This window comes from Sphingobacterium sp. UBA7038 (assembly GCF_002494055.1).
GTDB lineage: Bacteria > Bacteroidota > Bacteroidia > Sphingobacteriales > Sphingobacteriaceae > Sphingobacterium > Sphingobacterium multivorum.
In genome coordinates, this window is the sequence record NZ_DLAV01000019.1 from 147,326 (window position 1) to 173,931 (window position 26,606).

The 26,606-nt window shown below is 40.2% G+C and carries 18 protein-coding genes, 1 tRNA gene and 1 pseudogene; 7 read left to right on the plus strand and 13 right to left on the minus strand.

Going from position 1 to position 26,606, the window contains the following annotated elements; translation table 11 throughout:
• Positions 1-32: 32 nt before the first annotated feature.
• Both B3H30_RS13220 and B3H30_RS13225 read left to right on the plus strand, forming a co-directional pair.
• Positions 33-1,478 (plus strand): glycosyltransferase, encoded by a 1,446-nt coding sequence (locus tag B3H30_RS13220; protein WP_286834350.1) that lies wholly within the window; start codon positions 33-35, stop codon positions 1,476-1,478.
• A 34-nt stretch (positions 1,479-1,512) separates the two neighbouring features.
• Complete coding sequence (locus B3H30_RS13225; protein WP_112375265.1) at positions 1,513-2,814, plus strand: nucleotide sugar dehydrogenase; 1,302 nt, start codon at positions 1,513-1,515, stop codon at positions 2,812-2,814.
• 293 nt (positions 2,815-3,107) lie between these two features.
• On the opposite strand, the gene B3H30_RS13230 is transcribed toward B3H30_RS13225, so the two are convergent.
• The gene (locus B3H30_RS13230; protein ID WP_070565856.1) at positions 3,108-3,743 is read right to left on the minus strand and encodes a carbonic anhydrase family protein; all 636 of its coding nucleotides are present in this window, start codon (positions 3,741-3,743) and stop codon (positions 3,108-3,110) included.
• A gap of 114 nt (positions 3,744-3,857) precedes the next feature.
• Positions 3,858-4,844 (minus strand): phosphotransferase, encoded by a 987-nt coding sequence (locus tag B3H30_RS13235; protein WP_159332615.1) that lies wholly within the window; start codon positions 4,842-4,844, stop codon positions 3,858-3,860.
• Between the two features lie 827 nt (positions 4,845-5,671).
• Here B3H30_RS13235 and B3H30_RS13240 point away from each other — a divergent pair.
• Positions 5,672-6,778: an IS5 family transposase gene (locus B3H30_RS13240; protein WP_286834351.1), complete on the plus strand. Its 1,107-nt coding sequence runs from the start codon at positions 5,672-5,674 to the stop codon at positions 6,776-6,778.
• A 220-nt stretch (positions 6,779-6,998) separates the two neighbouring features.
• Here the strand turns inward: B3H30_RS13240 and B3H30_RS13245 are convergent, their stop codons facing one another.
• From B3H30_RS13245 to fabG, 5 genes and pseudogenes are all read right to left on the minus strand, one after another.
• Positions 6,999-7,592, minus strand: coding sequence for a nucleosidase (locus tag B3H30_RS13245; protein WP_286834352.1), 594 nt, complete (start codon positions 7,590-7,592; stop codon positions 6,999-7,001).
• Between the two features lies 1 nt (position 7,593).
• Positions 7,594-8,187 (minus strand): LutC/YkgG family protein, encoded by a 594-nt coding sequence (locus B3H30_RS13250; protein WP_225540447.1) that lies wholly within the window; start codon positions 8,185-8,187, stop codon positions 7,594-7,596.
• Positions 8,180-9,565 carry a lactate utilization protein B gene (locus B3H30_RS13255; protein ID WP_286709750.1) on the minus strand — a complete coding sequence of 462 codons (1,386 nt, stop codon included), beginning with the start codon at positions 9,563-9,565 and terminating at the stop codon, positions 8,180-8,182. The genes B3H30_RS13250 and B3H30_RS13255 overlap by 8 nt, the downstream gene beginning before the upstream one ends.
• A gap of 12 nt (positions 9,566-9,577) precedes the next feature.
• A complete protein-coding gene (locus tag B3H30_RS13260; RefSeq protein WP_286834353.1) occupies positions 9,578-10,327 on the minus strand; it encodes a (Fe-S)-binding protein in 750 nt (249 codons plus the stop codon).
• A 178-nt stretch (positions 10,328-10,505) separates the two neighbouring features.
• A pseudogene (gene fabG, locus B3H30_RS13265) lies at positions 10,506-11,017 on the minus strand (3-oxoacyl-ACP reductase FabG); the annotation flags it as partial.
• Positions 11,018-11,075: 58 nt separating this feature from the next.
• Between fabG and B3H30_RS13270 the strand changes: the two are divergent.
• Positions 11,076-11,591, plus strand: coding sequence for a hypothetical protein (locus B3H30_RS13270; protein WP_070565847.1), 516 nt, complete (start codon positions 11,076-11,078; stop codon positions 11,589-11,591).
• A gap of 88 nt (positions 11,592-11,679) precedes the next feature.
• On the plus strand, positions 11,680-13,221 hold the full coding sequence (locus tag B3H30_RS13275) for a Fic family protein (RefSeq protein ID WP_070565846.1): 1,542 nt from the start codon (positions 11,680-11,682) through the stop codon (positions 13,219-13,221).
• 710 nt (positions 13,222-13,931) lie between these two features.
• Here the strand turns inward: B3H30_RS13275 and B3H30_RS13280 are convergent.
• Together B3H30_RS13280 and B3H30_RS13285 are read right to left on the minus strand one after the other, a co-directional pair.
• Complete coding sequence (locus tag B3H30_RS13280; protein WP_145328039.1) at positions 13,932-15,194, minus strand: site-specific integrase; 1,263 nt, start codon at positions 15,192-15,194, stop codon at positions 13,932-13,934.
• A 308-nt stretch (positions 15,195-15,502) separates the two neighbouring features.
• Positions 15,503-15,574 (minus strand) — tRNA-Glu (locus tag B3H30_RS13285).
• A 140-nt stretch (positions 15,575-15,714) separates the two neighbouring features.
• On the opposite strand from B3H30_RS13285, the gene B3H30_RS13290 reads away from it, so the two are divergent.
• Positions 15,715-18,231, plus strand: a complete 2,517-nt coding sequence (locus B3H30_RS13290) for a family 20 glycosylhydrolase (protein ID WP_286834358.1) — start codon at positions 15,715-15,717, stop codon at positions 18,229-18,231.
• A 187-nt stretch (positions 18,232-18,418) separates the two neighbouring features.
• On the opposite strand, the gene B3H30_RS13295 is transcribed toward B3H30_RS13290, so the two are convergent.
• The 3 genes from B3H30_RS13295 to B3H30_RS13305 form a co-directional block, all read right to left on the minus strand.
• Entirely contained in the window at positions 18,419-20,908 is a 2,490-nt protein-coding gene (locus tag B3H30_RS13295; RefSeq protein ID WP_286834359.1) for a TonB-dependent receptor, read from the minus strand.
• A 143-nt stretch (positions 20,909-21,051) separates the two neighbouring features.
• Positions 21,052-22,980: a glucosamine-6-phosphate deaminase gene (gene nagB / locus B3H30_RS13300; RefSeq protein ID WP_070562374.1), complete on the minus strand. Its 1,929-nt coding sequence runs from the start codon at positions 22,978-22,980 to the stop codon at positions 21,052-21,054.
• A 141-nt stretch (positions 22,981-23,121) separates the two neighbouring features.
• The gene (locus tag B3H30_RS13305) at positions 23,122-24,270 is read right to left on the minus strand and encodes a methionine aminotransferase (RefSeq protein WP_286834361.1); all 1,149 of its coding nucleotides are present in this window, start codon (positions 24,268-24,270) and stop codon (positions 23,122-23,124) included.
• Positions 24,271-24,342: 72 nt separating this feature from the next.
• Here B3H30_RS13305 and B3H30_RS13310 point away from each other — a divergent pair, with 72 nt between their 5' ends.
• Positions 24,343-25,026 carry a peroxiredoxin family protein gene (locus B3H30_RS13310; protein ID WP_286727523.1) on the plus strand — a complete coding sequence of 228 codons (684 nt, stop codon included), beginning with the start codon at positions 24,343-24,345 and terminating at the stop codon, positions 25,024-25,026.
• A gap of 151 nt (positions 25,027-25,177) precedes the next feature.
• Here B3H30_RS13310 and radA read toward each other — a convergent pair whose 3' ends face one another.
• Positions 25,178-26,563, minus strand: a complete 1,386-nt coding sequence (gene radA / locus B3H30_RS13315; RefSeq protein WP_201669844.1) for a DNA repair protein RadA — start codon at positions 26,561-26,563, stop codon at positions 25,178-25,180.
• Between the last annotated feature and the right edge of the window lie 43 nt (positions 26,564-26,606).

Consider the following 26,606-nt stretch of genomic DNA (forward strand, 5'->3'; position numbering starts at 1 on the left):
ACGAAAGAATGTATATCTAAAATAGAACGGTTATGAATTACATGAAAGACAACTCGATCGTATCCAAGCAGATGGCCAAACAATGGAAGCCTGCGGTATATGATGTAAATGCAGGAGAAAAGCGATCTGATCATACAGTGAGCAAAAACGAGGAAAGCAACTTTGGTCCAAAAGAATATGGTATTTTTGGAGCCACTTTTTTTATACTATTTGCGTCAGTTTTTGGCGTATACATGCTTCAACCAGATTTTGATGCATTACGTTTCCAACGTTTAGACAGCATCGGCGGAACATTTTTAATTGCGTTGGGAATATTTCTAGCTGTTGTTGCTATCAGCTTTTTGATTTTTTTGATTGTTCTGCATCGTAAATATAAACCCATCGCTGCTGTATCGGACGATGAGCTACCGACTTGTACGATTATCGTTCCAGCTTATAACGAAGGACAATTAGTTTATGATACCTTACATAGTTTGGCTAGCAGCGATTATCCGGAGAAGAAATTGCAGATTATTGCAATCGACGACGGTAGTAAAGATAATACCTTTGCTTGGATACAACGTGCCAAAATGGAATTGGGCGATCGTGTTGAAATTTATCAGCAGCCCAAGAATATGGGTAAGAGACATGCCTTGTACCGTGGATTTAAGTTAGGTACGGGAGAGATTTTCATCACGGTTGATAGTGACTCTATTGTTAAAAAGGATACCATACGTAATATGGCGAGTCCATTTGTAACAAACAAGGAATGTGGGGCAGTTGCAGGTAATGTGCGTGTATTGAATACTGAAAAAGCGATTATACCGCGTATGTTGAATGTGAGCTTCGTATTCAGTTTTGAGTTTGTGCGTTCTGCACAAAGTATGTTGGGTACGGTAATGTGTACACCAGGAGCATTATCTGGCTATCGTAAAGAGGCTGTGATGAACTGTTTGGAAGATTGGATTAACCAGACTTTTATGGGACAACCGTCTGATATCGGTGAAGATCGCGCGATGACCAATATGATCCTGAAACAGGGGTATCATGTTCTATTTCAATCCAACGCATACGTTTATACCGACACACCTGTACGTTACAAAAATCTGTACAAGATGTTTATCCGTTGGGAACGAAGCAACGTGCGTGAAAACATTGCGATGAGTCAATTTGCATTTAAGAATTTCCGTCAGGGACCTAAATGGGGAGCACGTATCTTATTGCTTATGCAATGGAAAAAAGTGTTATTGTCTTATCCGATGATATTACTGATGTTATGGACCGTATTTCATTATCCACTGATGTTCTTAAGCTCAACATTGGTCGGTATCTTAATATTTTCCAGCGTCCAGGCCTATTTCTTTGCTTCCAAAAACTCGGATGCCAAAGAAGCTTTCTGGGCATATAGTTACAGTATATTCTACGCCTTCAGTTTATTCTGGATTACACCCTATGCCATAGCAACAGCTGGACGCAGAGGTTGGTTGACAAGAGGTTAAATTTAAAGCAAAGAACGTATATTTACAGCTATATATGAGAGATTTTCAGGTAAAAAAAATTGCCATCATTGGTCAAGGATATGTCGGATTGCCGTTAGCAATAGCATTTTCCGATTATTTCCCCGTGATTGGATTTGATATTAATGAAACACGTATTGATGAACTTAGGCGCGGTGTTGACCGTACACTGGAAGCTGATAAAAAAGAACTGGAACGTGCAAGAGAGCTATTTATCACATCAAACCAAAGTAAGGGATATGATGCGAGTAATTCTACCGCAGACATTGCTGATGCAAACGTATACATAGTCACTGTACCAACTCCGATAGATCGCTATAATTCACCAGACTTGTCACCATTGTTGGAGGCATCTAAAATGATTGGCGGATTATTAAATCCGGGCGATTTGGTTATTTATGAATCTACCGTCTATCCTGGTTGTACTGAAGAAGAGTGTATACCTGTTTTGGAAAGTTGCTCGGGATTAAAATTTAACCAAGATTTTTTTGTTGGTTATTCACCAGAACGTATTAATCCAGGCGATAAAGTAAATTCACTTCAAAAGGTCATGAAAGTGACTTCTGGAAGTACACCTGAGGCAGGATTGGTGGTAGATGGACTTTATAAGAATATTATTGAAGCCGGGACACATTTGGCGCCCTCAATCAAAGTTGCCGAAGCTGCCAAGGTGATCGAAAATGCGCAGCGCGATGTAAATATTTCCTTTATGAATGAGCTCGCGCTAATCTTCGACCGTGTAGGAATAGATACACAGGATGTGTTAGATGCTGCGGGCACAAAATATAATTTTCTACGTTTTAAACCAGGACTAGTGGGCGGTCATTGTATTTCTGTAGACCCCTACTACCTCGCTCAAAAAGCAACTCAACTAGGTTATCACCCACATGTTATTTTATCTGGAAGAGAAGTAAATGATCAGATCGCCTCCTTCATCGCATCAAAAGTGGTGAAATTGATGATTCAGAAAAACATCAAATTTGAAGGGGCAAAAGCGTTAGTATTGGGCATCACCTTCAAAGAAAACTGTCCTGATATGAGAAATAGTAAAGTTATAGATATGATTCAGGATCTTCAAGAATTTGGTCTAAAAGTCGACATTTATGATCCATGGGTCAATAGAGATGAAGTGAAATCACATTTTAATTTAAAACTATTATCGGATCTTCCCGAATCTGCAGATTATGACAGTGTTATTCTGGCTGTGGGACACCGAGAGTTCTTACATTTAGATCTCAATAATTTAAAAAAGAACCCATCCGTAGTTTTTGATATCAAGGGCATACTCGATCGAAAATTTGTAGATGCCCGCTTATAAAGATCCGTTCTAATAGTATTTTTTCAAATCCTGATCTACTTGTCAAAAATTTAAGCAGATCAGGATTTTTAGTATCTGGCATTTTGTGCAATCGTTTGATAAAAAAACATTACTATATTTCTGTTTTTAATATTAACTCAACACCACAATTATAATTTAACCTAATTAAACTAGGGATGTTACACAAATTGCGGTAATCATGAAACAGTTAGATGACACAGAACTATTCGCATGGATTCAAGCAAATGATCGTCATGCTTTTTATTCTTAAAAAGTATACACGACCTTTCGGCTTATAGCCAACTTACGCTACCAGTTTCGACGTCATAGTTCGCTCCGACAATTTTAATTTTACCCTCTTCTTCCAATTTCCGGAGCGTTGAACTCTGTTTGCGAATGTCACGGATTGCATGTTTAATATTCTGTTGATTTAGTTTTTCAAGCAGTACACTATTTTTAGAAGAACGTTCTTCCCCCTGCTCGATCACTTCATTGATGATCGGGTCGAAATGATTAATCAAATGATTTAGGTTATCCATTCCCATACCCTCGATCTGCGCCGCATCCAATCCTCCTTTTAATGCCCCACATTTGGTATGCCCCAAAACGACAACAAGTTTAGAACCGGCCACATTGCAACCAAACTCCATCGATCCCAAAATATCCTGATTGACAAAATTTCCGGCAATCCGGATACTGAAGATATCACCCAGTCCCTGATCAAATATAAGTTCAGCTGAAGTACGGCTATCGATGCAGCTTAGCACCACGGCGAATGGCCACTGCCCTTCACGTGTAGCATTCACCTGTTCGAGAAGATCGCGGTTAGCTTTCAGGTTATTAACAAAGCGCTGGTTTCCTTCTTTCAGGAAGTCCAATGCCTTTTGTGGGGTAATTGTTGATTGTGTTTCGTACGTATGTGCCTTCATAAAATTATATTATTTGGAATAGTAAAGGTAAAATTAATACGTTACATTTTAATTACCAACAAAACAAAATACCTCACTCAACGTAAAACCGAATTAATATTCCTTAATCTTGCCTTATTTAACCACAGTGACTTCTTTCTTTTCGTAATAGTCCATCCAAGCTTTAATTCTTCCGACAAACATTTTAAGATAGTTTTCTGTCAAAAATATATTGGACCAATCAAATCTTTGCGCCTGTACGCCAAGATAAAAAATAAAAATAGCAGCGCCAGCTTTCGGTATTAACCTGAGCTCTTTTTCAGATAAAGGTCTATTACTTTGGTATCCACGCAGGAAACTTTGGATTTTTAATTCATACTGCTCTTTATCTGATTCTATGAAAAACAGCTGTTTGCAGAAATATCCAACGTCTAAAATTTGCCATCCATTTCCACAAAAGTCAAAGTCAAAAATGGTAATCTCATGCTCGTCTGTAACAGCCATATTATCATACCAGATATCCATATGTATAATTCCGGTTTTCGTATGATCAAAATCTGAATTTTGAAAATTTCTGCCAAACTCCTTGATGAATTCCATTTTTGGCAACTTGTCTGAGAAGAATTGTTGTAAATACGCATAAGGTAATTCTATAAGCGACTTCTTATTGTAAGACACACGGTTAATGTTCTTGTTTTCGGTATGGTTATGGATATTTGCCATTAGAGAACCTATCCGAAAGCACGTTTCGATGTCCATAAATCGAATTTTCTCCCCTTGAGCAAAGGAAAAAAGTACAACGTATCTGATTCCTTCAGGCGCATTTATTTCTTGAATGAACCCTCCGTCTTTATCTTCAATTGGAAAAGAAACGCTTAAATTATTCTTCTTCAATGATTTCAAAAGTTCAAGTTCTTCAATAATTTCGGATTTTGACCGCCAATTATGACTATAAATGCGCAAAACGTATTTCGTTTCGCTGTTGGAAAGAAAATACGTATGGTTCATTCCTGTTCTGAATAAGGAACATTGGTATTTGTCGTCTAGGCCATATCTATTTATCACAAAATCGCCTAATTGTTTGGCAGAAAGAGTAGAAGCTATAACAGGAAATGTTGTCATTTTTTTTCTGGAAGTTCGTATTGGTTTTGTAGATACTCAAAGATAAAAAAAGCTTGCAATATGAATTGCAAGCTTTTTTAAGTTTTTAATCTTTCGATCTGTAGCCCGTAGGGGAATAACACTCTTCGGGCAATAATCTCTTTATCAGTGTTTTACAAACTTTCGTTTTCCCAACTCACTGAATCCCTCACTGGTTTGACATACGTTTTAGCTGCAATTGCTATGATGCTAAGATACAAAATTTCTGTGATGTAAGAATGAAATATCAACGGAAAAGGGCTTTGCGAAGGCGGGGCTTTTACAAACTAAAAGTTCAACTAAAAACTGAACCGAGCAAAATCCATTTTCGTTTTTTCAAACTTACAAAAAAATAAAAAACGAAATGGTTTTTGCGGCTGAAATTGCGAAAATCGTCAACGCAAGGGACATTCACCCCGCTTTTGCAAAACCCATGTTGTACGCAGTCTCTTTAATCACTCCAAGGTATCCTCATTCCAGTACCTTGACAAGCAAAACAAATACCTCCTTGATAGTAATTATATTCAGGAAGAAACCCTGTTCCGCCACATCTTTCACAAGTTTCAGTTAATATTTTCTCTGATAATCATTTGTCAAAATAAATTGGAACCCCTTCTGTTTCATGAACTTTAATATGACAATCTGTACATAATGTTGTTAACGCGTCATCATATTCCCATGGCAACAAGTTCCTTATATAGTCTCTCCTTAAACCACCCATAACTTACTGATTATTAGTATTTTGGGTTTAAAATAGCTTGTTTTTTATTGCAAGAATTTGTATCTTAGAGCTTTAAAAGCTTGCAAATATGTTGGGGAAAAATCCAGAAAAGAAGCCAGAATTATTCCGCCCAATGTTGGTGGATTTTATTGACCACGAGCATGAACTTGTTCTACTTTCAGAAAAAATAGATTTGAATTATTTTGAGAAAGAATTTTCGTCCTTGTATTCCAAAGTGGGCAATCCGAGCCATCCGATTCGGTTTATGGTGGGTTGTTTGCTACTGAAACATTTGTATAATTTGGGCGATGAGACGTTGGAAAAAGCCTGGATCATGAATCCTTATATGCAGCATTTTTGTGGCAGGGTTTTCTTTGAACACGAATTTCCTTGTGACCCGAGTAATTTTGTTCATTTCCGAAAAAGAATTGGCGAAAAAGGTATCGAAAAAATCTTTGCCTACAGCGTAAGAATGCACGATGCCAAGACGAACACCTCAAATTTTGTTTTGTCCGATACTACCGTTCAGGAGAATAATACCTCTTTTCCTACCGATGCAAAATTGTGCAAAAAAGTGATTGATTATTGCAACAAAATAGCCGGAAATGAAGGCATAAAACAAAGACAACGCTACACAAAAGTCAGCAAACAAATGGTGCGCAACACCTACAACGGAAAACATCCCAAGCGGGCAAAAGCGGCAAGGAAATCTCAAAGACAGCTCAAAACCATCGCCATGAGACTGATTCGTGAATTGCAACGGAATTTTAATGCAGAACAGCAAGAATTTTATAAAGATTTAATGACATTGTACACCAAGGTTGTCACACAAAAAAGAAACGATGCCGATAAAATTTACAGCATTCACAAGCCTTTTACCCGATGTATTGCCAAAGGAAAAGCGCATAGCCAGTATGAATTTGGGAATAAGGTAGGTTTGATAACCACCGCCAACAAAGGCAAGAAAATCATTCTCGGGATTAAAGCATTTTTGCAAACTCCTTACGATGGTCACACCAAAGAACCACTTTTGGAACAGATGGAAACCGGTGGTCAAAAGCTCCCAAAAGAACTCCTTTACGATAGAGGTGGCAGAGGAAAATCAGAAATAAAAGGCGTGAAAATCTCCATCCCAAGCACTCCAAGAAAAAAAAGACACTGCTTATCAAAAGCAGACAAAGCGCAAAAAATTTAGAACCAGAGCGGCAATAGAACCTATCATCGGACATTTAAAAACCGATTTTAGGCTGGCAAAAAATTACTTCCTGGGAGAAACGGGACCACAAATCAATGCATTACTAGTTGAAACCGCTTGGAACATGAAGAAAATGATGGAACTACTGAAACAGAAAATTATTTTCTTATTTTATAAGATACAAATTATGCTGTTTTCTAATCCTGTTTTTAAATATAAATTAAATAGTGGGTTTTGTTAAGGAACGACTATCTAGTTCTCTTTTTAATGCGATTGAAGCTTTTTTGACTTCTTGTGTCCAATCATCAGCAGCATTTCCGTCTGCTCCATCAGAAATATATTTCAAACATAGAAAATCGATTTTTTCCTGCTCAGCGACTTTCGCCAACGCAAAAGCTTCCATATCGATGACATTATATTCAGGATTGATATGCTCCATTTTGAATTGGTCGCCGGAACCGCAGATCCCGTTCGGGAGATGGCTTGTTTTAATTCCATATTCCAAAAGAATTGGTTCATCAGAAAATGGCGTCTCAAATTTCTTAAAACCCAATGCTCTTACATCCATATCCCGCTGGATAAAACGGTTGCAGTTAACAATAGTTCCTCTGTCAAAAACTGTACTTCCTGCTGTTCCCAAATTGATTATGAGATCTGGCTTAGATTTTTGAATGGCTTTTACAAGATGATAAGTCGCTTTAATTTTTCCTACACCAACAAACAATTTATTAAAACTCTCAAATTCTTTTCCGGCTTCTGATTCCAGAGCAAAAACCAAAAGGATGTTGCTGTAAAGCTTTCCGTTAATTGTCATTTTAGAGCACAGGTTTTTTCAGAAAGAACAAAGTCAATGTCCGTGCGCCCTGTGCACCGTGTACCAAAACGGCGCTGATGTCCGCTGTTGCAGATGGCCCCATCACAAAACAGCCATAATGTGAGTGTGGAAAATCTACTCTTTTGTAGGCGGTATGCATATTCTCGGTCAAATCTTCAGGATCCAGCAAAACAGCGAGGTGTTGAGATAAATAACCTAATGAATTGGTAACCAGAGATTTTTCGGTGACCCAGACCATTCCCATCTCCGCCACACCAAACTCTGCACGGAAAATACCCAAATCCACATCATTAAGATCCGCGGGCTTTTGCACGTGTATATCTTTATTCCCTCTCCATTCAGGCGTTGCAGAGCAAGTGACCTTAGCATCAGGAAGCTTTTTTCGCATAATTTCCTGCGCTTCTTCTACCGATGCGACATCATAAAAATCGACGGCAGCAATTTTGGCGTTAATTTCAAAAACAGCTTTAAGATCTGTCCCTGGCTTTTTATAATCCGGGATGGCGGGATAATCCACTTTTTCGCGGTTAGCAAGATTGGTTCTTACCGAACTCAGTAATTCTTCTTTAGTCATTGTTTTTTCGGTTTTTTTTGTACCAGTCTCTGAAGGTTTCTTTTTTCACGTCAGGCAATTCACGGTCTTCTACCCAAGGATCCAACGTGCTGTTTTCCAATAGAGATTTTGGGAGAATATTCAGCATATTGTAAGTGGTCTTTTCCATCATTTTAAAAGCAGTTGCACTGCCCAGCATTCGGTCAGCAGCAGCAAATGCCAGCCTTCTGCCAAAAGGTGTTTTCTTTTTCTCCATCACCACTTTTCGCCACTCGATAATCTGGTCCGAAATATTAATATGAACGGGGCAGATCTCTGTACAGGAGCCGCAAAGCGATGAATGGAAAGGTAATTCTGAATAGGTGTCTTCATCAAAAGTAGGATCCAGAATAATCCCAATCGGGCCGGAATAAGTAGCACCATAAGACAATCCGCCACTCCTTCTGTACACAGGGCAGGTATTCATACAGGCACCACAACGGATACATTTGAGAGAATGCCAGAATTTGTCCATAGACAATCGTTTGCTCCTACCATTATCTGTGAGTACAATGTGCATCTCAGATCCTTCTCTTGGGCCTGAAAAATGAGAAGTATACTGCGTTGCCGGCGTCCCTAAAGCACTGCGGGAAAGTAGTCTGATAAAAACACCCAGATCTTCTACCTTCGGCAGGATCTTTTCTATACCAATACTGGCAATATGAAGCGGTGGAATGCTTGCAGTAAGATCGGCATTACCTTCATTAGTACAGACTACAAAAGTACCGGTTTCGGCAACGGCAAAATTGGCGCCTGTCATCCCGGCATCTGCCACCAAAAATTTGGGCCGGGCATTGTTCCTCATTGCTTCTGCGAGAGAATGCGGATCATCATCGTTGGGATCCGTACCAATTTTATCTGCAAATAGTTTGGCAATATCTTCTGTCGTTTTTTGGATGGCAGGCATTACAATATGACTTGGGCGCTCGTCTGATAGTTGCTGGATTCGCTCACCCAGATCGGTCTCCAGGACATCAATTCCTCTTTCTTCAAGAAAAGGTGTCATCCCGCATTCTTCCTGCAACATCGATTTGCTTTTGATGATGCGCTTTGCGCCGTGAGAATTCAAAATATCAAAAACAATAGCATTATGTTCATCGGCATCTTTTGCAAAATGAACTGTGATACCGTTTTCCTCTGCTTTTGTTGCAAACTGTTCAATGTAGTGATCCAAATGCGTCAGCGCATGTTCCTTGATTTGCGAAGCCAGATTCCTAAGCTCTTCCCATTCCGGAATCTCAGAGGATACTTTACTACGTTTAATGATAGTATTATAAAGATTTTTATCGTGTTGCGCCTCGTGAATATCATCCTGTTTGATGAATTTTCTCGCATTATCTTCTACGTTTACTTTTCCCATTGTTTGTGATTTTTAGAATGGTCCGTTATTCAAAACCTGAGCAATATGTACAAATTTGAGTTCTGACTTTTCTCTTTTGGCAATGCCTTCCTGATGCATCAGGCAAGACATATCCGGCGAAACTACATACTCGACCTGATGTCTTGTATAATCAGCAACTTTGTCCTGCCCCATCTTGGCACTCACCGCTTCATCGGTTACACAAAACGTCCCACCAAAGCCACAGCATTCTTGTGGCCTGTCAATCGTTTCTACTTTAACTCCTGACACCTTCTTTAACAGATCTTCGGTTTTATTAAAGTAAGGTTCCTGCCACTCAAAACGGGATGCAATGTGTAAGCCGCGGATAGAACTGCAGGAATTATGGATAGCCACCGTATGCTGGAAATCTGCCCAAGGGAATTCTTCTATCTTGAGAACATCGTGTAAAAACTCTACTAATTCTATGGTTTTGTGACGGATTTCTGTAACAGTTTCGGTTTGAGGAATTGCATCCATATGGAGCTTGACGTGCTTGACACAACTCCCTGCCGGCCCAACGATATAATCAAAATTCAAATCCTTAAAATTTTCACAAAACTGAGTTTCTGTCCTTATAGAATGTTTCTGATCGCCCTCATTGGCCATAGGCTGTCCACAACAAGTCTGCTGCAAAGGTACTGTGACCTCTACGCCCAATCGCTCCAAAAGCTCAAGTGTGGCAATACCGACTTTGGGGTAAATCAGATCTATATAACAGGGGATAAATAGTGCTACTTTCATTACAAAATTTTATAGAAACTCTAAATTAGCACTTTTTCTTCTTTTCCTGATTAGGCTTAGGATGAAAAAAGCCTATACGAGAGGTTATTTATATTGAGTAAAAATAATTTACCTGGCATTAAGACAATAAAAAAGACCTTTGAAATCAAAAGTCTTTTTTATTGAATATTAAATTCTATTATGTCAGCATTCCGCCGTCAACATTCAGAACCTGGCCGGTGATGTAGGAAGACATATTACTTGCTAAGAAAACGCAGGCATTAGCCACGTCTTTCGGCTGTCCACCCCGTTTCAACGGGATACCATCTCTCCATCCCTGTACGGTTTTCTCATCAAGGGCGGCCGTCATTTCGGTTTCTATAAAACCTGGTGCCACGGCATTGCAACGGATATTTCTGGATCCTAATTCTAATGCAATCGACTTAGAAAAACCAATAACACCAGCTTTAGAAGCCGCATAATTGGCCTGCCCGGCATTCCCTTTAACGCCTACTACAGAAGTCATATTGATAATTGAGCCCGATTTGGCCTTCATCATTGGCTTGATAACCGCTTTGGTCAGGTTAAAAACAGAATCCAAATTAACTTTGATAATCGTATCCCAATCGTCTTTGGACATTCTTAACATCAGATTATCTCTGGAATCCCGGCATTGTTTACCAGAATATCAATCGTCCCAAACTCTGCCAATACATCTTCTACCAGCTTTTGGGCAGCATCATAATCCGACGCACCGAACTCGTCTTATATGGCTATCTGGAGTACATCCCCTCCTGGCACCCTACCAGGGCCAGCAGATTTAGGTTTATCGCTAACAATAATTCTGACAGCAATGGCTAGATCTAATGAAAACACAAGACGCGTCCGCTTCTCTATGGAAGTGAATCGCAGACTTGAACATCTTTCCCCTAAACTCGGCAGGACAAAACTTCTATTCCTGATAAAGATGTTTAATTATTTCAATAGAATCAAAAAGGATACTGCCGATCTGAATGACGGGGTGCTGAAAAATGAACTTTACAGTGGCGTATACTTTCCTTTCTCCAAAAGCAGGAATCCGGTCTCCCTGAGTTCCTATGTACCCCTTGATAGGAGAGCTAACCGCTCCATAATTAAAATAATTTGTAAAAACAGACGGGTTTATCCGGAAAAATTTGTAGACCAAAGCTTTTTTGAAGAGTTTAGTAGGAAATTTTTGAAAAAAGTAATTATAGCTTTCCAATACAAATCTGAAAAATCTGTATTTTTACTTAAATTAGTTTGAAAAATTCGCATAAATACACTTTGTTAGTTTGAAAAATTTGTGCTGACATGTTGATTACTATAATTAATCTCAAAAGTTTGTAAAGATCATGGACAAGGATATCCCATTACACCTACAGGAGATACTGTTTTCTTCCAGCGATTCCAACATAAGCAGAGCCATTGGCAAGCTTGTCAAAGAAGGAAAACTGAAGAAGATTGCACCGAAGATATATACCCCAAATTTGGAGGAAGCTCCGGAGGCTATCGTGCTTCGGAATAGGTTCAAGATCATCGGGCATCTATATCCAGGTGTTTTGCTCAGTCACCGCTCCGCCCTTGAATTTAAACCTACTGATACTGGTGATATCTTTCTAACTTATTCCTATGATAGAAAGGTCAAACTCCCGGGCCTTACGTTGAACTTAATGCAGGGACAAGGGCCACTCCCAGGAGATTTACTTTTTTCCGATGGACTCTATGTCTCAGGACAGGACCGTGCATTATTGGAGAATCTTCAGGAATCCCGTAAAGTTGGAGGGGAGTCCAAAACATGGACAATTCCTCAGATAGAAGAAAAATTGGATCAGATCGTACGGGTTAAAGGCGAACAGGGACTAAATGAATTGCGGGACCGTGCAAGTGAAATCAGTACCAGGCTGGGTATGGATAGGGAGTTCGATAAGCTGAACCGGATGGTCGGCGCAATGCTGTCGACTAAGCCCTCGGGTATCCTGAAATCCCCGGTGGCCATTGCCCGGGCATTTGGGCATCCGTATGATCCGGCACGGTTGGACCTCTTCGAAAAGCTCTTTGTGGAATTGCAGCAGCGTGAGTTTGCGGATATATATGACGCAAACCAAACAACCAGGGCCTTCCGCAATTTTGCCTTCTACGAAGCCTACTTCTCTAACTTTATCGAGGGTACCCGTTTTGAGGTAGAAGAGGCTCTGAAGATCATTGATAGCGGAAAACCCTTGCCCGCAAGGGGAGAAGATTCTCACGATATACTGGGAACTTACCAAATGGTCAGTAATCGTGAGGAAATGCAGGTTGTCCCCAAGAATTCTGATGAGCTCATTCATATCCTTCGCTATCGGCATAAGACCATGCTAACTGCCAGACCTGACAAAAATCCGGGCGAGTTCAAGGACCGCAACAACCGGGCTGGTGATACTGAATTTGTCGACCATGAGCTTGTTGGAGGTACATTGGTACAGGGGTTTGATTTCTACAGAGCATTAAGGCACCCTTTTGCCAAAGCTGCATTCATGATGTTTATGATCAGCGAGGTACATCCCTTTTTGGATGGAAATGGGAGATTGGCGAGAGTGATGATGAATGCTGAGCTGACCAGCCAGGGACAGACCAAGATCATTATACCAACCGTTTTCCGGGACGATTACCTTGGCGCACTCAGACAATTGACACGCAGGCAGGAACCTGATACCTTTATCCGAATGTTGCAAAGAGCACAGTTGTTCAGCGAAACGATTAAGGGAGAAGATCTCTCCGCTATGCACCATGTGCTTGAAGCGAGTAACGCTTTCAAAGAAGACGACGGGTATATTCTTCGAATTGCTACCCCAGACCGAAAGCCATGGGAACAGGATGACGATGGACAGGACAGGGGTAGTAGTCTCAGACGTTAATTTCTCAAATAAGTCTTGAGAAAATTAGTTGAATAGGTGATACAAAATACCACATTTTAGCATTTTGCAAATCCTATTTTGCGCTATCCCCAGATTTGGAAAGAAAGACCGAGTTGCGAAGGTTGTTCTCCCTTTACCCTGCAATGCCCCAATTGAGGCATTGCAGAGTAAAGGCAAGATGGTTTTCGGGGTCGCCGAAAACACAACTTGCGCGTATTAAAACACTTCATTTTTTTGTACTCAGAACGAATCTCAGTTCCAAACAGCGTGATTCGATAGCAGGAGGGCAAGCCTAATAGCATAAAAGCAATATTGCCCAATAGCTTATCTTCCTAGTACCCTATTCGAAAGTTTGTTTATTATGTTCCTTGTTAAGATTCTTTAACTGTTGCTGGCATATCAGATGGGTCTAGAACATCGCTCAGCTGAACAGCATGGATAGCTTCCGTATAGTAATCCACTCGGATAGGGCCCGTCAATTTTCTGGCTGGTAGTGATAATACCTCCTGTAGGATTGATCAGGCTTATCCGGTACTAGGTACAGGCATGTCGGTTCATTGAGCAATTGGCGATAAATAAACTATTATATCTAAATTTCTAAATTCTTACTACAAATATGTAATATGAAAGCGATGTATGAAAACATCGCTTTCTTCCTGAATTAAGCAATATTTCTTCGACTATGATTTGCCTTTATTAGAGTAAGCACCTTAGGTGGCCCATAGCGCTGCGATTTTAGCATGACCTGTTGGCGCAGTTTTATTCTCGATCGTTCTTTCCAGTTTTTCCATGTCTATTGCGACCCTATTGTCCAATAACTTCGCATAATGCTGCGTAGTCTTAATGTCCGTATGTCCAAGCATCTTGGAAACAGTTTCGATAGGTACACTATTTGCCAATGTAACAGAAGTGGCGAACGTATGACGTGATTTGTGAAAAGTGAGTTCTTTTGTTATCTCACACACATCCGCTATTTCTTTAAGATAGCTGTTCATTTTCTGATTGCTGAGAACTGGAAGAACCATATCCTTGGCTATGCACGGCGGATAATCACGATACCTTTCAATGATTTCAAGAGCTTTGGGAAGTAGTGGAATATTTGACGACGTTTCGGTTTTTTCTCTGCTGGTGAAGATCCAGAGTTTTCCGTCCACTCCTTCAGAAATATCAATCCATTTTAGTTTCTTTACATCTGCATAGGAAAGTCCAGTGTAACAACAAAAGACAAAGATATCGCGGACATGTGCAAGTCTTGGTATTTTGAAGTTCTTTTCTTCTATCCTCCGAAGTTCCGCATCTGTCAGAAATTCCTTCTCTTTAGCTTTGACCTTGATCTTATAAAAGGCAAATGGATCGTCCGTTATCCATCTGTGCGCGATACATACCTTGATGATCTTGCGAAGGTGCTTCATGTATTTTGCTGCCGACACGGCTGAACAGCCTATCGTGGCACGAAGAAAGAATTCGTAGCCTGTGACAAAAGCATGGTCAATCTTTCTTGTGTCGATATCTGCTAGTCTAAATTCTTTCTCAAGGTATTCACAAACATGCAATAAAGAGGTTTTATATCCTTTGAGTGTATTGGGCTTGAATCCATTGCCGAGCAATGCTTCCATCTGCATATTATGCTCCCTGAAGACATCTAAGAAATTTTTACATTTAGTATCCTTTCCCTGATACTTAAGTTTGATCGATTCCGCTGTGATTTCCTCTGCGGCAGCCGTCATAGCGGTATGGATCGTACTTATTTTAGTTACGAGGGTATCAAGATAGCTGTTCAGGGTCTTGACAGCTTCTGTTGTGCCTTTCACACGGTTGGCTTTAGAATTCCATTTGGACGGATAGCATTCTCGTCCAGTGGAAACTTCTTTTGGGATACCATCTACGGTAATCCGCATGTAGATCGACTTGGGGCCGCTAACATAATTTTTTGGTTTCTTCAGATAGAAAAGCAAGGAATAATTTGTACTCATGACAACATCATTTAAGTGAAACAAACCGAGCCGCCTTTGCGGCGAGCTCTGCATCACCACTGAAAAACAAATTTCAGCGATGCAAAATTAGCCTTGCAACTAAAACAGATCAAGATGTTTGATTTTTAAACATCTTGATTATAAGAATGTTATTGTCATTTCAGTGAGTGAGTAAATGAGCGAAAATGACTCACTGAATGACTCACTTTTTTCTTTGGATTTATTATAGGTTTTGTAGATACTGAAAAACAAAAAAGCCTGCAAATGTTTAATTTGCAGGCTTTTGTACGTTTTGACTTTTAGATCTGTAGCCCGTAGGGGAATCGAACCCCTGTTTCAAGAATGAAAATCTTGCGTCCTAACCCCTAGACGAACGGGCCGTTTTCTGTTTCGGTGTGCAAATATAGAAATATTTATAAATCTGTCAAAATTTTTATCTTTTTTTTATTCATTTTTTTTGAAATAGATCATAAAACCCTCTAAAATAGCTATATTTAAAGTCATTGAAAAAGTAACCAACATGACTAATTTAAAAAAAATCAAAAAACCGCTACTCTATGCCGGACTAGGCTTGGCTTTGTTAAGCCAGGAAGCCTATGCTCAGAAATCGAGTGCAATCGCAGATCAACTGCAGCTCACCTGGAAGGTCAAAGACGGAGAGAATATCCGTAAAAATCCGGTTTCTACCCTAATTTTAAAAAACAAGGGGAAAAGTGCTGTTCAACTCAACGACTGGAGCCTTTGGTTTAATTTTATCCGATCTATCGATCCCGATAAGATCGACAAACGTTTTGCGATAGACCACCGAAACGGAGATCTCTTTCAGGTTAGCTTTAAGAAAAATAACTTTTCATTAAATGCGCAAGATACGGTCCACATCGATTTTATCACAACCGGACTGGTCAATTATACGGATGGGCCAATTGGTCTATACCTAAAAAATAATAAAACTGGGCTTGCAACAAATATTTCGGATTATTCTGCTGTTAAAATCGCTCCCCAGTCGGACGCTGAAAAAACAGATTACTTTGCTTATAAATACGACCAAAATAAGCTTGTAGAGGGGACAGCAGCACAACATGTCATTCCTTTACCAAGTAATATCAGCATCAATAATAACGAGAAATTCAATCTATCGACAGGTACAAAACTTTTTGTCGATAAGGATTTTGCGAGCGAATCGGACTTTCTGACAAACTTTTTTTCAGCATATTCAGGTATTAAGCTAACGGCTTCATCTAGCCCTCAGGGTGGCATCGAGATTGTCAAAGCAAATAACTTAAAGCCGGAATCCTATCACTTGACGATTGGTGCAAAAGGTATACGAATAGAAGCTTCCGATAAAGCCGGTGCATTTTATGCCATACAATCTTTAAAATCGTTGATCAATCACAATCAATGGAATAAAGCCACAAAATCAATCGCTTTACCATACGGTAACATTGAAGATAGTCCACGTTATGGCTACCGTGGATTTATGCTGGATGCTGCCCGTAATTTCCATAGCAAAGCCGAGGTTTTAAGAATATTGGATCTCATGGCTTCTTACAAGTTGAACAAATTCCATTTCCACTTCATTGACGACGAAGGTTGGCGATTGGAAATTCCTTCGCTACCTGAATTAACGGCTATCGGAGCCAATCGTTCGGCTAATTTTGAGGATGGAAAAGCGATACAGTCTGCTTATGGTTCTGGAGCGACCACCAAATCGCATCAATTCTACAGTGTTGCTGACTATATTGAAATTTTAAAATATGCACAGGCAAGACATATCGATGTCATACCCGAAGTAGAAACTCCTGGTCATGCGCGTGCAGCGATTAAAGCAATGCGGGCGCGTTTTGCCCATTATTCAAAACTTGGCGATAAACAGAAGGCAGAGGAGTTCTTGCTGGACGATGCAGAGGACAAGTCCGTTTACAACTCTGCACAAAACTGGAATGACAATGTCATGAACCCTGCCCTACCTTCTACCTATCACTTCCTGAGCAAGGTGATCGATGAAATCAAAGCAATACATGATCAAGCTGGAGTTCCGTTGAAAATTATCGATCTGGGCGGCGACGAAACGCCAAGTGGTGTTTGGGAGAAATCGCCCAAGGTGTTGGCCTTTATGAAGGAGAATAATATCGCCAATGTACTCGATGTATGGCCACTGTATATTGCCAAAATTAATACCCTTGTTCAAGAAAAAGGATTGACGATGTCGGGATGGGAAGAAATGGGTATGCGCAATAAAGGAAAAGGCATGGTTGTAAATGCCGATCTGGGAAAATCCGGCATCCATTTGAATGTATGGAACAATCTCCCTGGCCAAGGACAGGAAGACCTCGCTTATCGATTGGCAAATGCTGGTTATAAAGTTGTTTACACGAGTGCGGCAAACAACTACCTCGATATGTCTTGGGACCGTGACTTTGCAGATCCAGGACACAGCTGGGTAGGCACGGTTAATCTGAATAGAACCTATTCGTTCTCTCCTGAAAATTTCTTCATCAATCTACGGAAGGATGATACTGGAAAAGATCTTAAACCAGAGGCTTACACCAATAAAGAACAGCTTACAGCCGAAGGGAAGAAAAATCTCCTTGGTATTAAAGGTGCTTTATGGGCAGAAAAGGTATCCACTGACCAACGTCTTGAGGAAATGATATTCCCACGTTTGATAGCGATTGCTGATCGCGCGTGGGCGCCCGAACAAACTTGGGAAAAAGGAAATTCTTTTGACGAGGCCACTTATCGCAAATCGTATACCGCCTTTATCAAAAAATTAGGTGAGGATGAATTGAGAAAACTGGATAGGGTAAATGGGGGCTATACCTATCGACTTCCAAAAATTGGGATCAAGAAAGAGGGCAGCCAACTTCTTATCAACACCGATTATCCCGGTTTCAAAGTCTATTATAGCGATAATGGAAGTACGCCAACATTGAAATCAAAAGTGGTGAACGGTCCGATACCTTTCCAGAACGGAAAAAAATACTTATTTAAAGTATTTGATGCCAAAGGACGGTCAGGTGATGTAATCAGCTATTAATTCATCGGGATTCATCATGGTGAACGCTATTGGTGTCGATAACGCAAAAAAAAGCTGCCTAAAATAACATCAGTCGATCCAGCGTCCACTAGATGAAAGGATACTTAAGCTGATAAAAGAAAATAGCATAAAAATATGGCTGTCCAACTTCTTTGGACAGCCCTTCTGTTTATATAGACTTATATCTTTAAAACTTATAACTCAATGCAACCGCAGCATTTCTTGGATCAATCTGATTAATAAAACCACCGCGGAAGTATGAATTCAATCCGATCTCATTGGTGATATTATTTACGAAGACTTTCGCATCAAATTTGCGCCATTTATATCCCACCTGTGCATTTAATGTGGTATATGCGGGCATATTGAAAGGTTCTGTACCATAATATTCGCCGTGTCCATTTGGGGTTAAGCTATATTCATTGACAGGTCGGTCTCCAACATAATAAACTCCGGCACTTAAGCTCAGGTTCCGAAGAGCTCCTTGATTAAATACATATTGTATCCATGCATTTGCCGTATGTTTTGGCGCATTCATCGGTGCCGATCCATCCATATAAGATGGTGAATTTTTATAACGTGCGTCTAAATACGCATAGCCCAACATCACTGTCAAATTTTCCAATACACGACCGTTCAACTCTGCCTCAATACCATCGCGCACCAAATCCCCGGCCTTAAAGTATAATCCTGTGGCGACATTCGTGCCTGGTGTATACTCCGCATTCGTCAAGTTTGAGGTATAAATATGGAAATAGGTTAAATTGAAACGTAAACGATTATTCAGCCAATCGGATTTAATTCCCCCCTCAAATTGTTCGGTTTTAGAAGCACCTGCCGCTGTACCATCGGTTAAAGGATTTGCCGCATTTCTTAAATTCGTTGAGTTTGTATAAGATCCAAATACGTTAAAATTCTCAAATGGCGTAACAATCACTCCCGCCATTGGATTCCAAGCCGACTCCCTTTTATTACCGTTTGATGTAAAATCTTTTGTTGTAATTTCGGAATAACGTAAACCTAATACAGCCTTAATGTATTTGTTAAATTCAATAACGTCTTGCCCCATAAATCCTATAGAAGAATAATAACTCCGTACAGGAGTTCCTGCTGTATAGACAATTTGCTTTCCTTTCCGCTGGTTACCCAACGAATCGACGTATACCACTTCCGAAAGATCATTCACCCAATCACCATGGATATCAATAATATCAATTACATTGCTATTTTGATCGGCTTTTTTCAAAAGAACATTTTTCTCCAGTGGACTTAATTTTCCGGCAAAAGAAGTTGTTGTCGCATCAGCAATACGATAGTCCATCCCTGCCTGAACCAAATGTTTTACCTTACCCGTATAAAGATCTTTTCCGATCAAGTCAAACTGGAAAGTTTTATTTTTGTCATCGCGCAGGCTCTTACTCATTGAGCGCGAGAAGGTATTATATTGTTTTGCATCATCTTTAATCAATGAGGAAGATGATGATTGGTTATCAACCTGATAAGATGACGTTGCGATAGAGGCTCGGATGCTCCAGCGATCAGTCAGTTCATGATTGATCTGCGCCATAAAGCTCTTCATCTCTGTATTATTATTATCGGAATTGAAGCCCAAAAACTTATTGTTCGGGATAACATATAGCGCATTCACCCCCTGTGAAGGATTTAAATTGACAGCGGAATTAACCGGCGTGCGATTATCATTAAAATAATCACCCTCCAAAGTAATTGTTGTCTTATCCGTTGGTTTCCAAGCTAACGATGGATTTAAATAAACACGGTTAGAGGATACACTTTTACGGTAGCTATCACTACGTTCATACGCGCCATCCATTCGAAAAGCAACGGTCTGTTTTTTATCCAGTACCGTTTGGAAATCAAAGGTTGGGCGGAATTGTCCCCAACTTCCTGCACGAACACCCACCTCACCGGAATTCGTGAAATTAGGGGTTTTAGTGACCACATTAATTACACCACCGGCATTACCAATATCGGTAATAACACCCTGTGTAACGGCAGCAGACCCTTTAATCATTTGAATAGACTCCACACCTTGCATATCAACAACTCCAGATGCAGTTTGAAATTGAGAGTCCATCCGCACGCCATTCTTCAATACAGGCACCCCTCTGAACCCACGGGTTGACAAAGATTCTTTAACACCCCCATAAGAACCAAACAAGGTTACACCGGGAATATTTCTTACAGCATCCGTCAAAGTAAGAATACCCTGATCTTGAATTACCTTATTGGAAATGACAGAAATACTCTGAATTTGATCCGAAGGTTTTAATGGCATACGTGTAATCATCTCCAAGCCTTTTGGCTTTTTGTTACGTTCACCAAACACTTCTACCTCATCAATGGCCTGCTCATTGCTCACTAGCGTAATGGCATCAATAATCACTTCAGGGCTTTTCGTGCTAAAAACATAATCGATAACGGTTGTTTGGTAGCCCATGTAGGTGAATTTAATCACCGTATTTTGGTCGACACCATGTAGTCTAAAATGACCGCTATGGTCCGTACGTACTTTTTTATCCCCGATTGAAACGGTTACTGAACTTAAAGGATTATTTTGTGTATCGACGACTTTACCTTTGACGATTCCCGAAGTTTGACCATATACTGTACCTCCGATTAAAAATGTAGAAGCAAGAGCTAGTAAGTGTTTGTCCATGTTAATAATTTTGGGTAATTATTTTTAATTATTCTAAATAATAACGCAAAGGTATAAAAAATAAGCTATTTAGAATGATTAAAAACAAAAAAGTCCTGAACCAACTCAGGCTCAGGACTTTTTTGTTTATTTAGACAATTATTTTAGTCAAATTTCCATCTTACAAACGCTTCGATAGCTTCATAGTTTGCCAAACCTAGTTGGTCATATAAAGCTGCTGTTTCGCTTGTACGATCTTCAGCACGCACCCAGAATTCACGTGGATCATCTCCAGGGAATACAGGCAAATCTTTTTGAGACTGGTGTTTAAAGATGGCTAAACGTTTGCGATAAACTTCTTGTGGTGATAAAGGAACGGCCATTTGGATCTCGTGGATAGGATATTCATGCCATGCTCCACGGTATAACCACAACCAACAATCTTTTGTCCACTCATCCGTTTTACTCAATCTGTTTAGTGCTTCAAACAGAATGTCGAAACATACTTTATGTGTACCGTGTGGATCTGCAAAGTCACCCGCAGCAAATACCTGATGTGGTTTTACCTGACGCAACAATTCCATTGTTTGTTGAATATCATCTTCAAAAGATACATTTTTTGAAAACTTCTGTCTATCATAGAAAGGTAGATCCTGGAAATGGATATTCTCATCTGGCAAACCAACCAAACGGGCTCCTGCGATCGCCTCACCCTTACGGATTAATGCTTTGATTTTACGGACAAGTTCAGTATCGATCTGATTTGGTTTTTTTGTTGCAAAAATTGCTCTTTCTTCATCATAAATGCGGCCGATCTGAGAAGCTTCTGCCTCTGCCCCAATTTGTTTTGCAAGATCTTCAGCAAACTCCAGATAACGTACCACATCATCATCCCAAACTGCTGTATTACCACAAGTTTGGTAAGCAACATGGACATTGTGTCCTTGATCTGCCAGGCGAATAAATGTACCGCCCATCGAGATGACATCATCATCCGGATGTGGAGAAAATACAATCACATTTTTCTTCGCTGGGTTAGCACGCTCAGGACGTTGTGAATCGTCAACATTGGGTTTACCTCCTGGCCATCCCGTAATCGTATGTTGAAGTTCGTTAAATATACGGATGTTAATATTATATGCTGGACCGGTCTCTGTAACCAACTTGGCCATCCCGTGCGCATTATAATCCTCGTCGGTAAGTTTCAGGATTGGTTTTTTGATCTCTAAAGCCAACCAAACGACTGCTTTTTTAATTAATGAAGGTGTCCAGGTAACATCTTCTGCCAACCAAGGAAGATCAAAACGTGTCAATAATGATGCTGCCGCTTCATCAAGAATAAATTCAACGTTGTCCGATAACTGAAGATAAGTTGCAGGAATCTCCGAGGAGATTTCACCTTCAACTGCTTTTTTAATGATCTCAGCCTTTGTCTCGGTCCAAGCCATTAAAATAATCTCTCTCGCTTTAAAGATTGTACCTACTCCCATGGTAATCGCTTTTGTTGGTACATTTTCTTTTCCACCAAAAGCACGGGAAGCATCGCGACGAGTTAAATCGTCCAACGTTACCACACGTGTACCTGAGTTAGGTGCAGAACCTGGCTCATTGAAACCGATATGGCCTGTACGGCCAATACCTAATAATTGAATATCTAAACCTCCTGCTGCTGTAATCTTCTGTTCGTAAGCTTCACAGAATGCATTTACTTGGTCAGGAGCTAAGGTACCATCTGGAATATTTACATTAGCCGCATCAATATCTACGTGATCGAACAGGTTTTTGTTCATAAAGGTCACATAACTCTGATCGGCATCAGGTTGCATAGGGTAGTATTCGTCAAGATTGAAGGTAATCACGTTCTTAAAGCTTAAACCTTCTTCTTTATGCAAACGAATCAATTCTTGATAGACTTTTACCGGAGTGGCACCGGTAGCAAGGCCCAGAACAGCTTTCTCACCTTTCTCTTGCTTTGCACGAATAATTTCAGCAATACGATTTGCAACGTTTTTCGAAGCTGAATTTTGATCTGGATAGACGCTCACAGGGACTTTTTCGAAGCGTGTTTCTTCCAATAAATTTAATCTAGCCATTTTATGGGTATGTTGATAAACGTGAATTACAAATTTATAAAATTAGTACCTCAAGTTGAAGTAAAATTTTAATAAAGTGGTTCTTTCTTAGCGACATTTTAAATAAAACCTTTTAGCTATTCTTTTACCCCAATAATACAGCTATACCTTATTCAGAATCTCGACAGCTTTTAATAGCGTTTCATCCTTTTTAGCAAAACAAACCCGCAAAACTTGTTGATTTGTAGCTTTTTTATAGAACGCTGAAAGTGGGATGGTTGCAATTTTGTGCTGTCTGGTTAACGAACAAGCAAATTCAAATTCCTTTTCCTGACTGATCGCGCTATAATCGATATTCAGGAAATAAGTTCCTTCGCAGGGAAGAATCGTAAACCGGGATCCCTTTAATCCGTATTTCAATAGGTTTCTTTTTCGCTCAAAAAATTCCGATAGACCTTTGACATAGCTTATATCCTCCAAATATTCCGCGATAGCGAATTGCATGGGTGTATTTACGCTAAATACATTGAATTGATGCACTTTTCTAAATTCCTGCGTTAATTGTGGCGGAGCAATGCAATAACCTATCTTCCAACCCGTGGTGTGCAATAGCTTTCCAAAGGAAGCAACAACAAAACTTCGCTCGCGTAAGGAGGGTATTTCCAATACCGATTGGGGCGAGACACCATCGAAAACGATATGCTCGTACACTTCATCACTCAATAAGAGTGCGTTGGTACCTGCCAACAAGTCCCCAAGTTTAATTAACTCTTCTTTACCCAGCACTTTGCCTGTTGGATTATTCGGATTATTAATGATGATTAAACGAGTTCTGGAATTAATTAACGTAGCGACGTAACCCCAGTCAATCTGAAAATCAGGTGCCATTAATCGCACGGGAACAACTTTACCGCCAAACAATTCGATAGTCGGCGCATAACAATCGTATGCCGGTTCAAAAATAATAACCTCATCTTGCGGTCTAACGACTGCGGCAATAGCTGTAAAAATTGCTTGGGTACCACCTGATGTCACAGTAAGCTCCGCCGTTGCATCGACCGCCACGTTATAAACTTCCCGGTATTTTTTGGAGATCGTATCACGTAATGTCTGTGCTCCGATCATTGGCGCGTATTGGTTATGTCCCGCTTCCATTGCCTTAGAAACCAATTCCACCAACTTCGGATCGGTCTCAAAGTCAGGAAAACCTTGCGACAGATTTAAGGCTTGCTGCTCATTAGCAAGCATCGTCATTTTGGTAAAAATCGTCGTGCCGACATGTGGAAGTTTAGAAGTTAGGTTGAAGTTCATTTTTTGACATTTTATTAATCTACTAAATTAGTGGATTTTCTTATATTTGTAAATATATATAAGAATAATAACATGATAAAATACATCACACTACTTTTTTTAGTTCTGCCATTCTTTGGTTCTGCACAAAAAAAAGAACTTACCAAAGAGGAGTATATTGCACGCGTTAAGGCCGCCCCGGATTCTATATCGACATTGGTTGACTTGCGTAGAGTCGGCGGTTATGACCCTGTATACCCCGAGCTTCAGGCGCTTTATAATACCTTGAGTAAAAATGTCAAGAATTCAAGTGAAGGGAAAGAGTTCCAAGACTACTTAAATACATTGGAAACGGTTCAAGTTGGAAAAACAGCTCCCGCGTTTACGCAAAATGATACTACTGGTAACCCTGTAAAGCTTTCGGACTTTAAAGGAAAGTATGTTCTCCTTGATTTCTGGGCATCTTGGTGCCCCGATTGCCGTGTCGAAAGCCCGGATCTTGTCAAAACATACCAACAATTTAAAGGTGAAAACTTCGAAATATTGGGTATATCCTTTGATAAGGATCGCAATTCTTGGATTAAAGCCATCCATGCAGATAAATTGCACTGGCGTCATGTTTCGGATCTTAAACGTTGGCAAAATGATGTCGGAACCTTATACGGGGTAAAATCTATCCCGCAGAATGTCCTGATCGATCCCAATGGGAAAATTGTCGCGAAGAACTTACATGGTGATGCTTTACGTGCAAAATTGAAAGAAGTATTGAAAAAGTAAACGATAGGCAATACATAAAAAGACCATGCTTTAAGAAAGCATGGTCTTTTAATTTTTATTCTTTGAAGAAGGCCATTTTTCTGAAAAAATCTATTTTAAGATGATCCCAGTAAATTAGGATATTAAACGATTGATTACCCCTCTTTGTCGCTTAGCCAAACAAAGCACTGAAGATATCCTCCAATTTGGCAACCGGACGAATGGCAATATTATATTTTTTAGCATCCAATCCTTTGGTATTGAATTTAGAAATAAAAATACCATCAAAGCCCAACTTCTCGGCCTCCTGTATACGCTGTTCAATACGATTTACGGCCCTTATCTCACCCGATAAACCAACCTCACCGGCAAAAGTCAGATTGGATCGAATCGCGATATCTTGTTGTGAAGAAATAATTGCAACAACAACAGCCAAATCGATCGCAGGATCTTCGACACGTAACCCACCGGCAATATTCAAAAACACATCCTGTGCACTTAACCTAAAGCCAAAGCGTTTCTCCAAAACAGCCAGCAGCATATTTAATCGTTTCGTATCGTAGCCTGTAGAAGAGCGCTGAGCATTTCCAAACGCCGAATTACTCACCAGTGCCTGCACTTCAATCATCATAGGGCGCACTCCTTCGAGCATCGCCGCAATGGAAACGCCACTAACAGGTTCATCGCGCTGGGAAATCATAATCTCCGAAGGATTTGACACTTCCCTAAGCCCCGACCCCTGCATTTCATAAATACCCAGTTCTGAAGCAGATCCAAAACGATTCTTTACGGCCCGTAAAATTCGGTATACATGATGACGATCACCCTCGAATTGAAGCACCGTATCCACCATATGTTCTAAAACCTTGGGACCTGCAATAGATCCGTCCTTGGTAATATGTCCTACAATAAAAACTGGTGTACTGGTTTCTTTTGCAAACCGCAGCAATTCTGCGGTACATTCGCGTACCTGAGAAACCGATCCTGGCGCCGATTCAATTTGTGAGGAATGTAAAGTCTGTATAGAATCTATGACTATGACATTGGGCTGTACCGTCTCGATCTGCTTGAAAATATTTTGAGTAGATGTCTCGGTAAGAATATAACAATTTGCTTTGGATGATTGTGACAATCGTTCTGCCCGCATCTTAATTTGCTGTTCGCTTTCTTCCCCAGAAATATAAAGGGTCTTGACTTGTGGGATTGACAAAGCGAGCTGTAACATCAACGTCGACTTCCCAATACCCGGTTCACCTCCAATAAGGACCAATGACCCTGGAACAATACCGCCGCCAAGAACCCGGTTAAACTCCTGATCAGGAGTCAATATCCGTAATTCATCCTGATAGACAATTTCGTGGATGATCGCAGCTTTATTCGCTCTCTTTGTGCTTCCTCCTGTAGTAGAACTACGCCATTCAGGCACTTTTGAACTCGCCTTTTCGACGACTTCCTCAACAAAACTATTCCATTGTTTACAAGAAGGGCATTGCCCCATCCATTTGGGAGACTCGTAGCCACAGTTTTGACAGAAGTATGCAGATTTTGATTTTGCCATACTACGAAATTACAAATTTATAGCTGTTAAAAGCGCAATATCA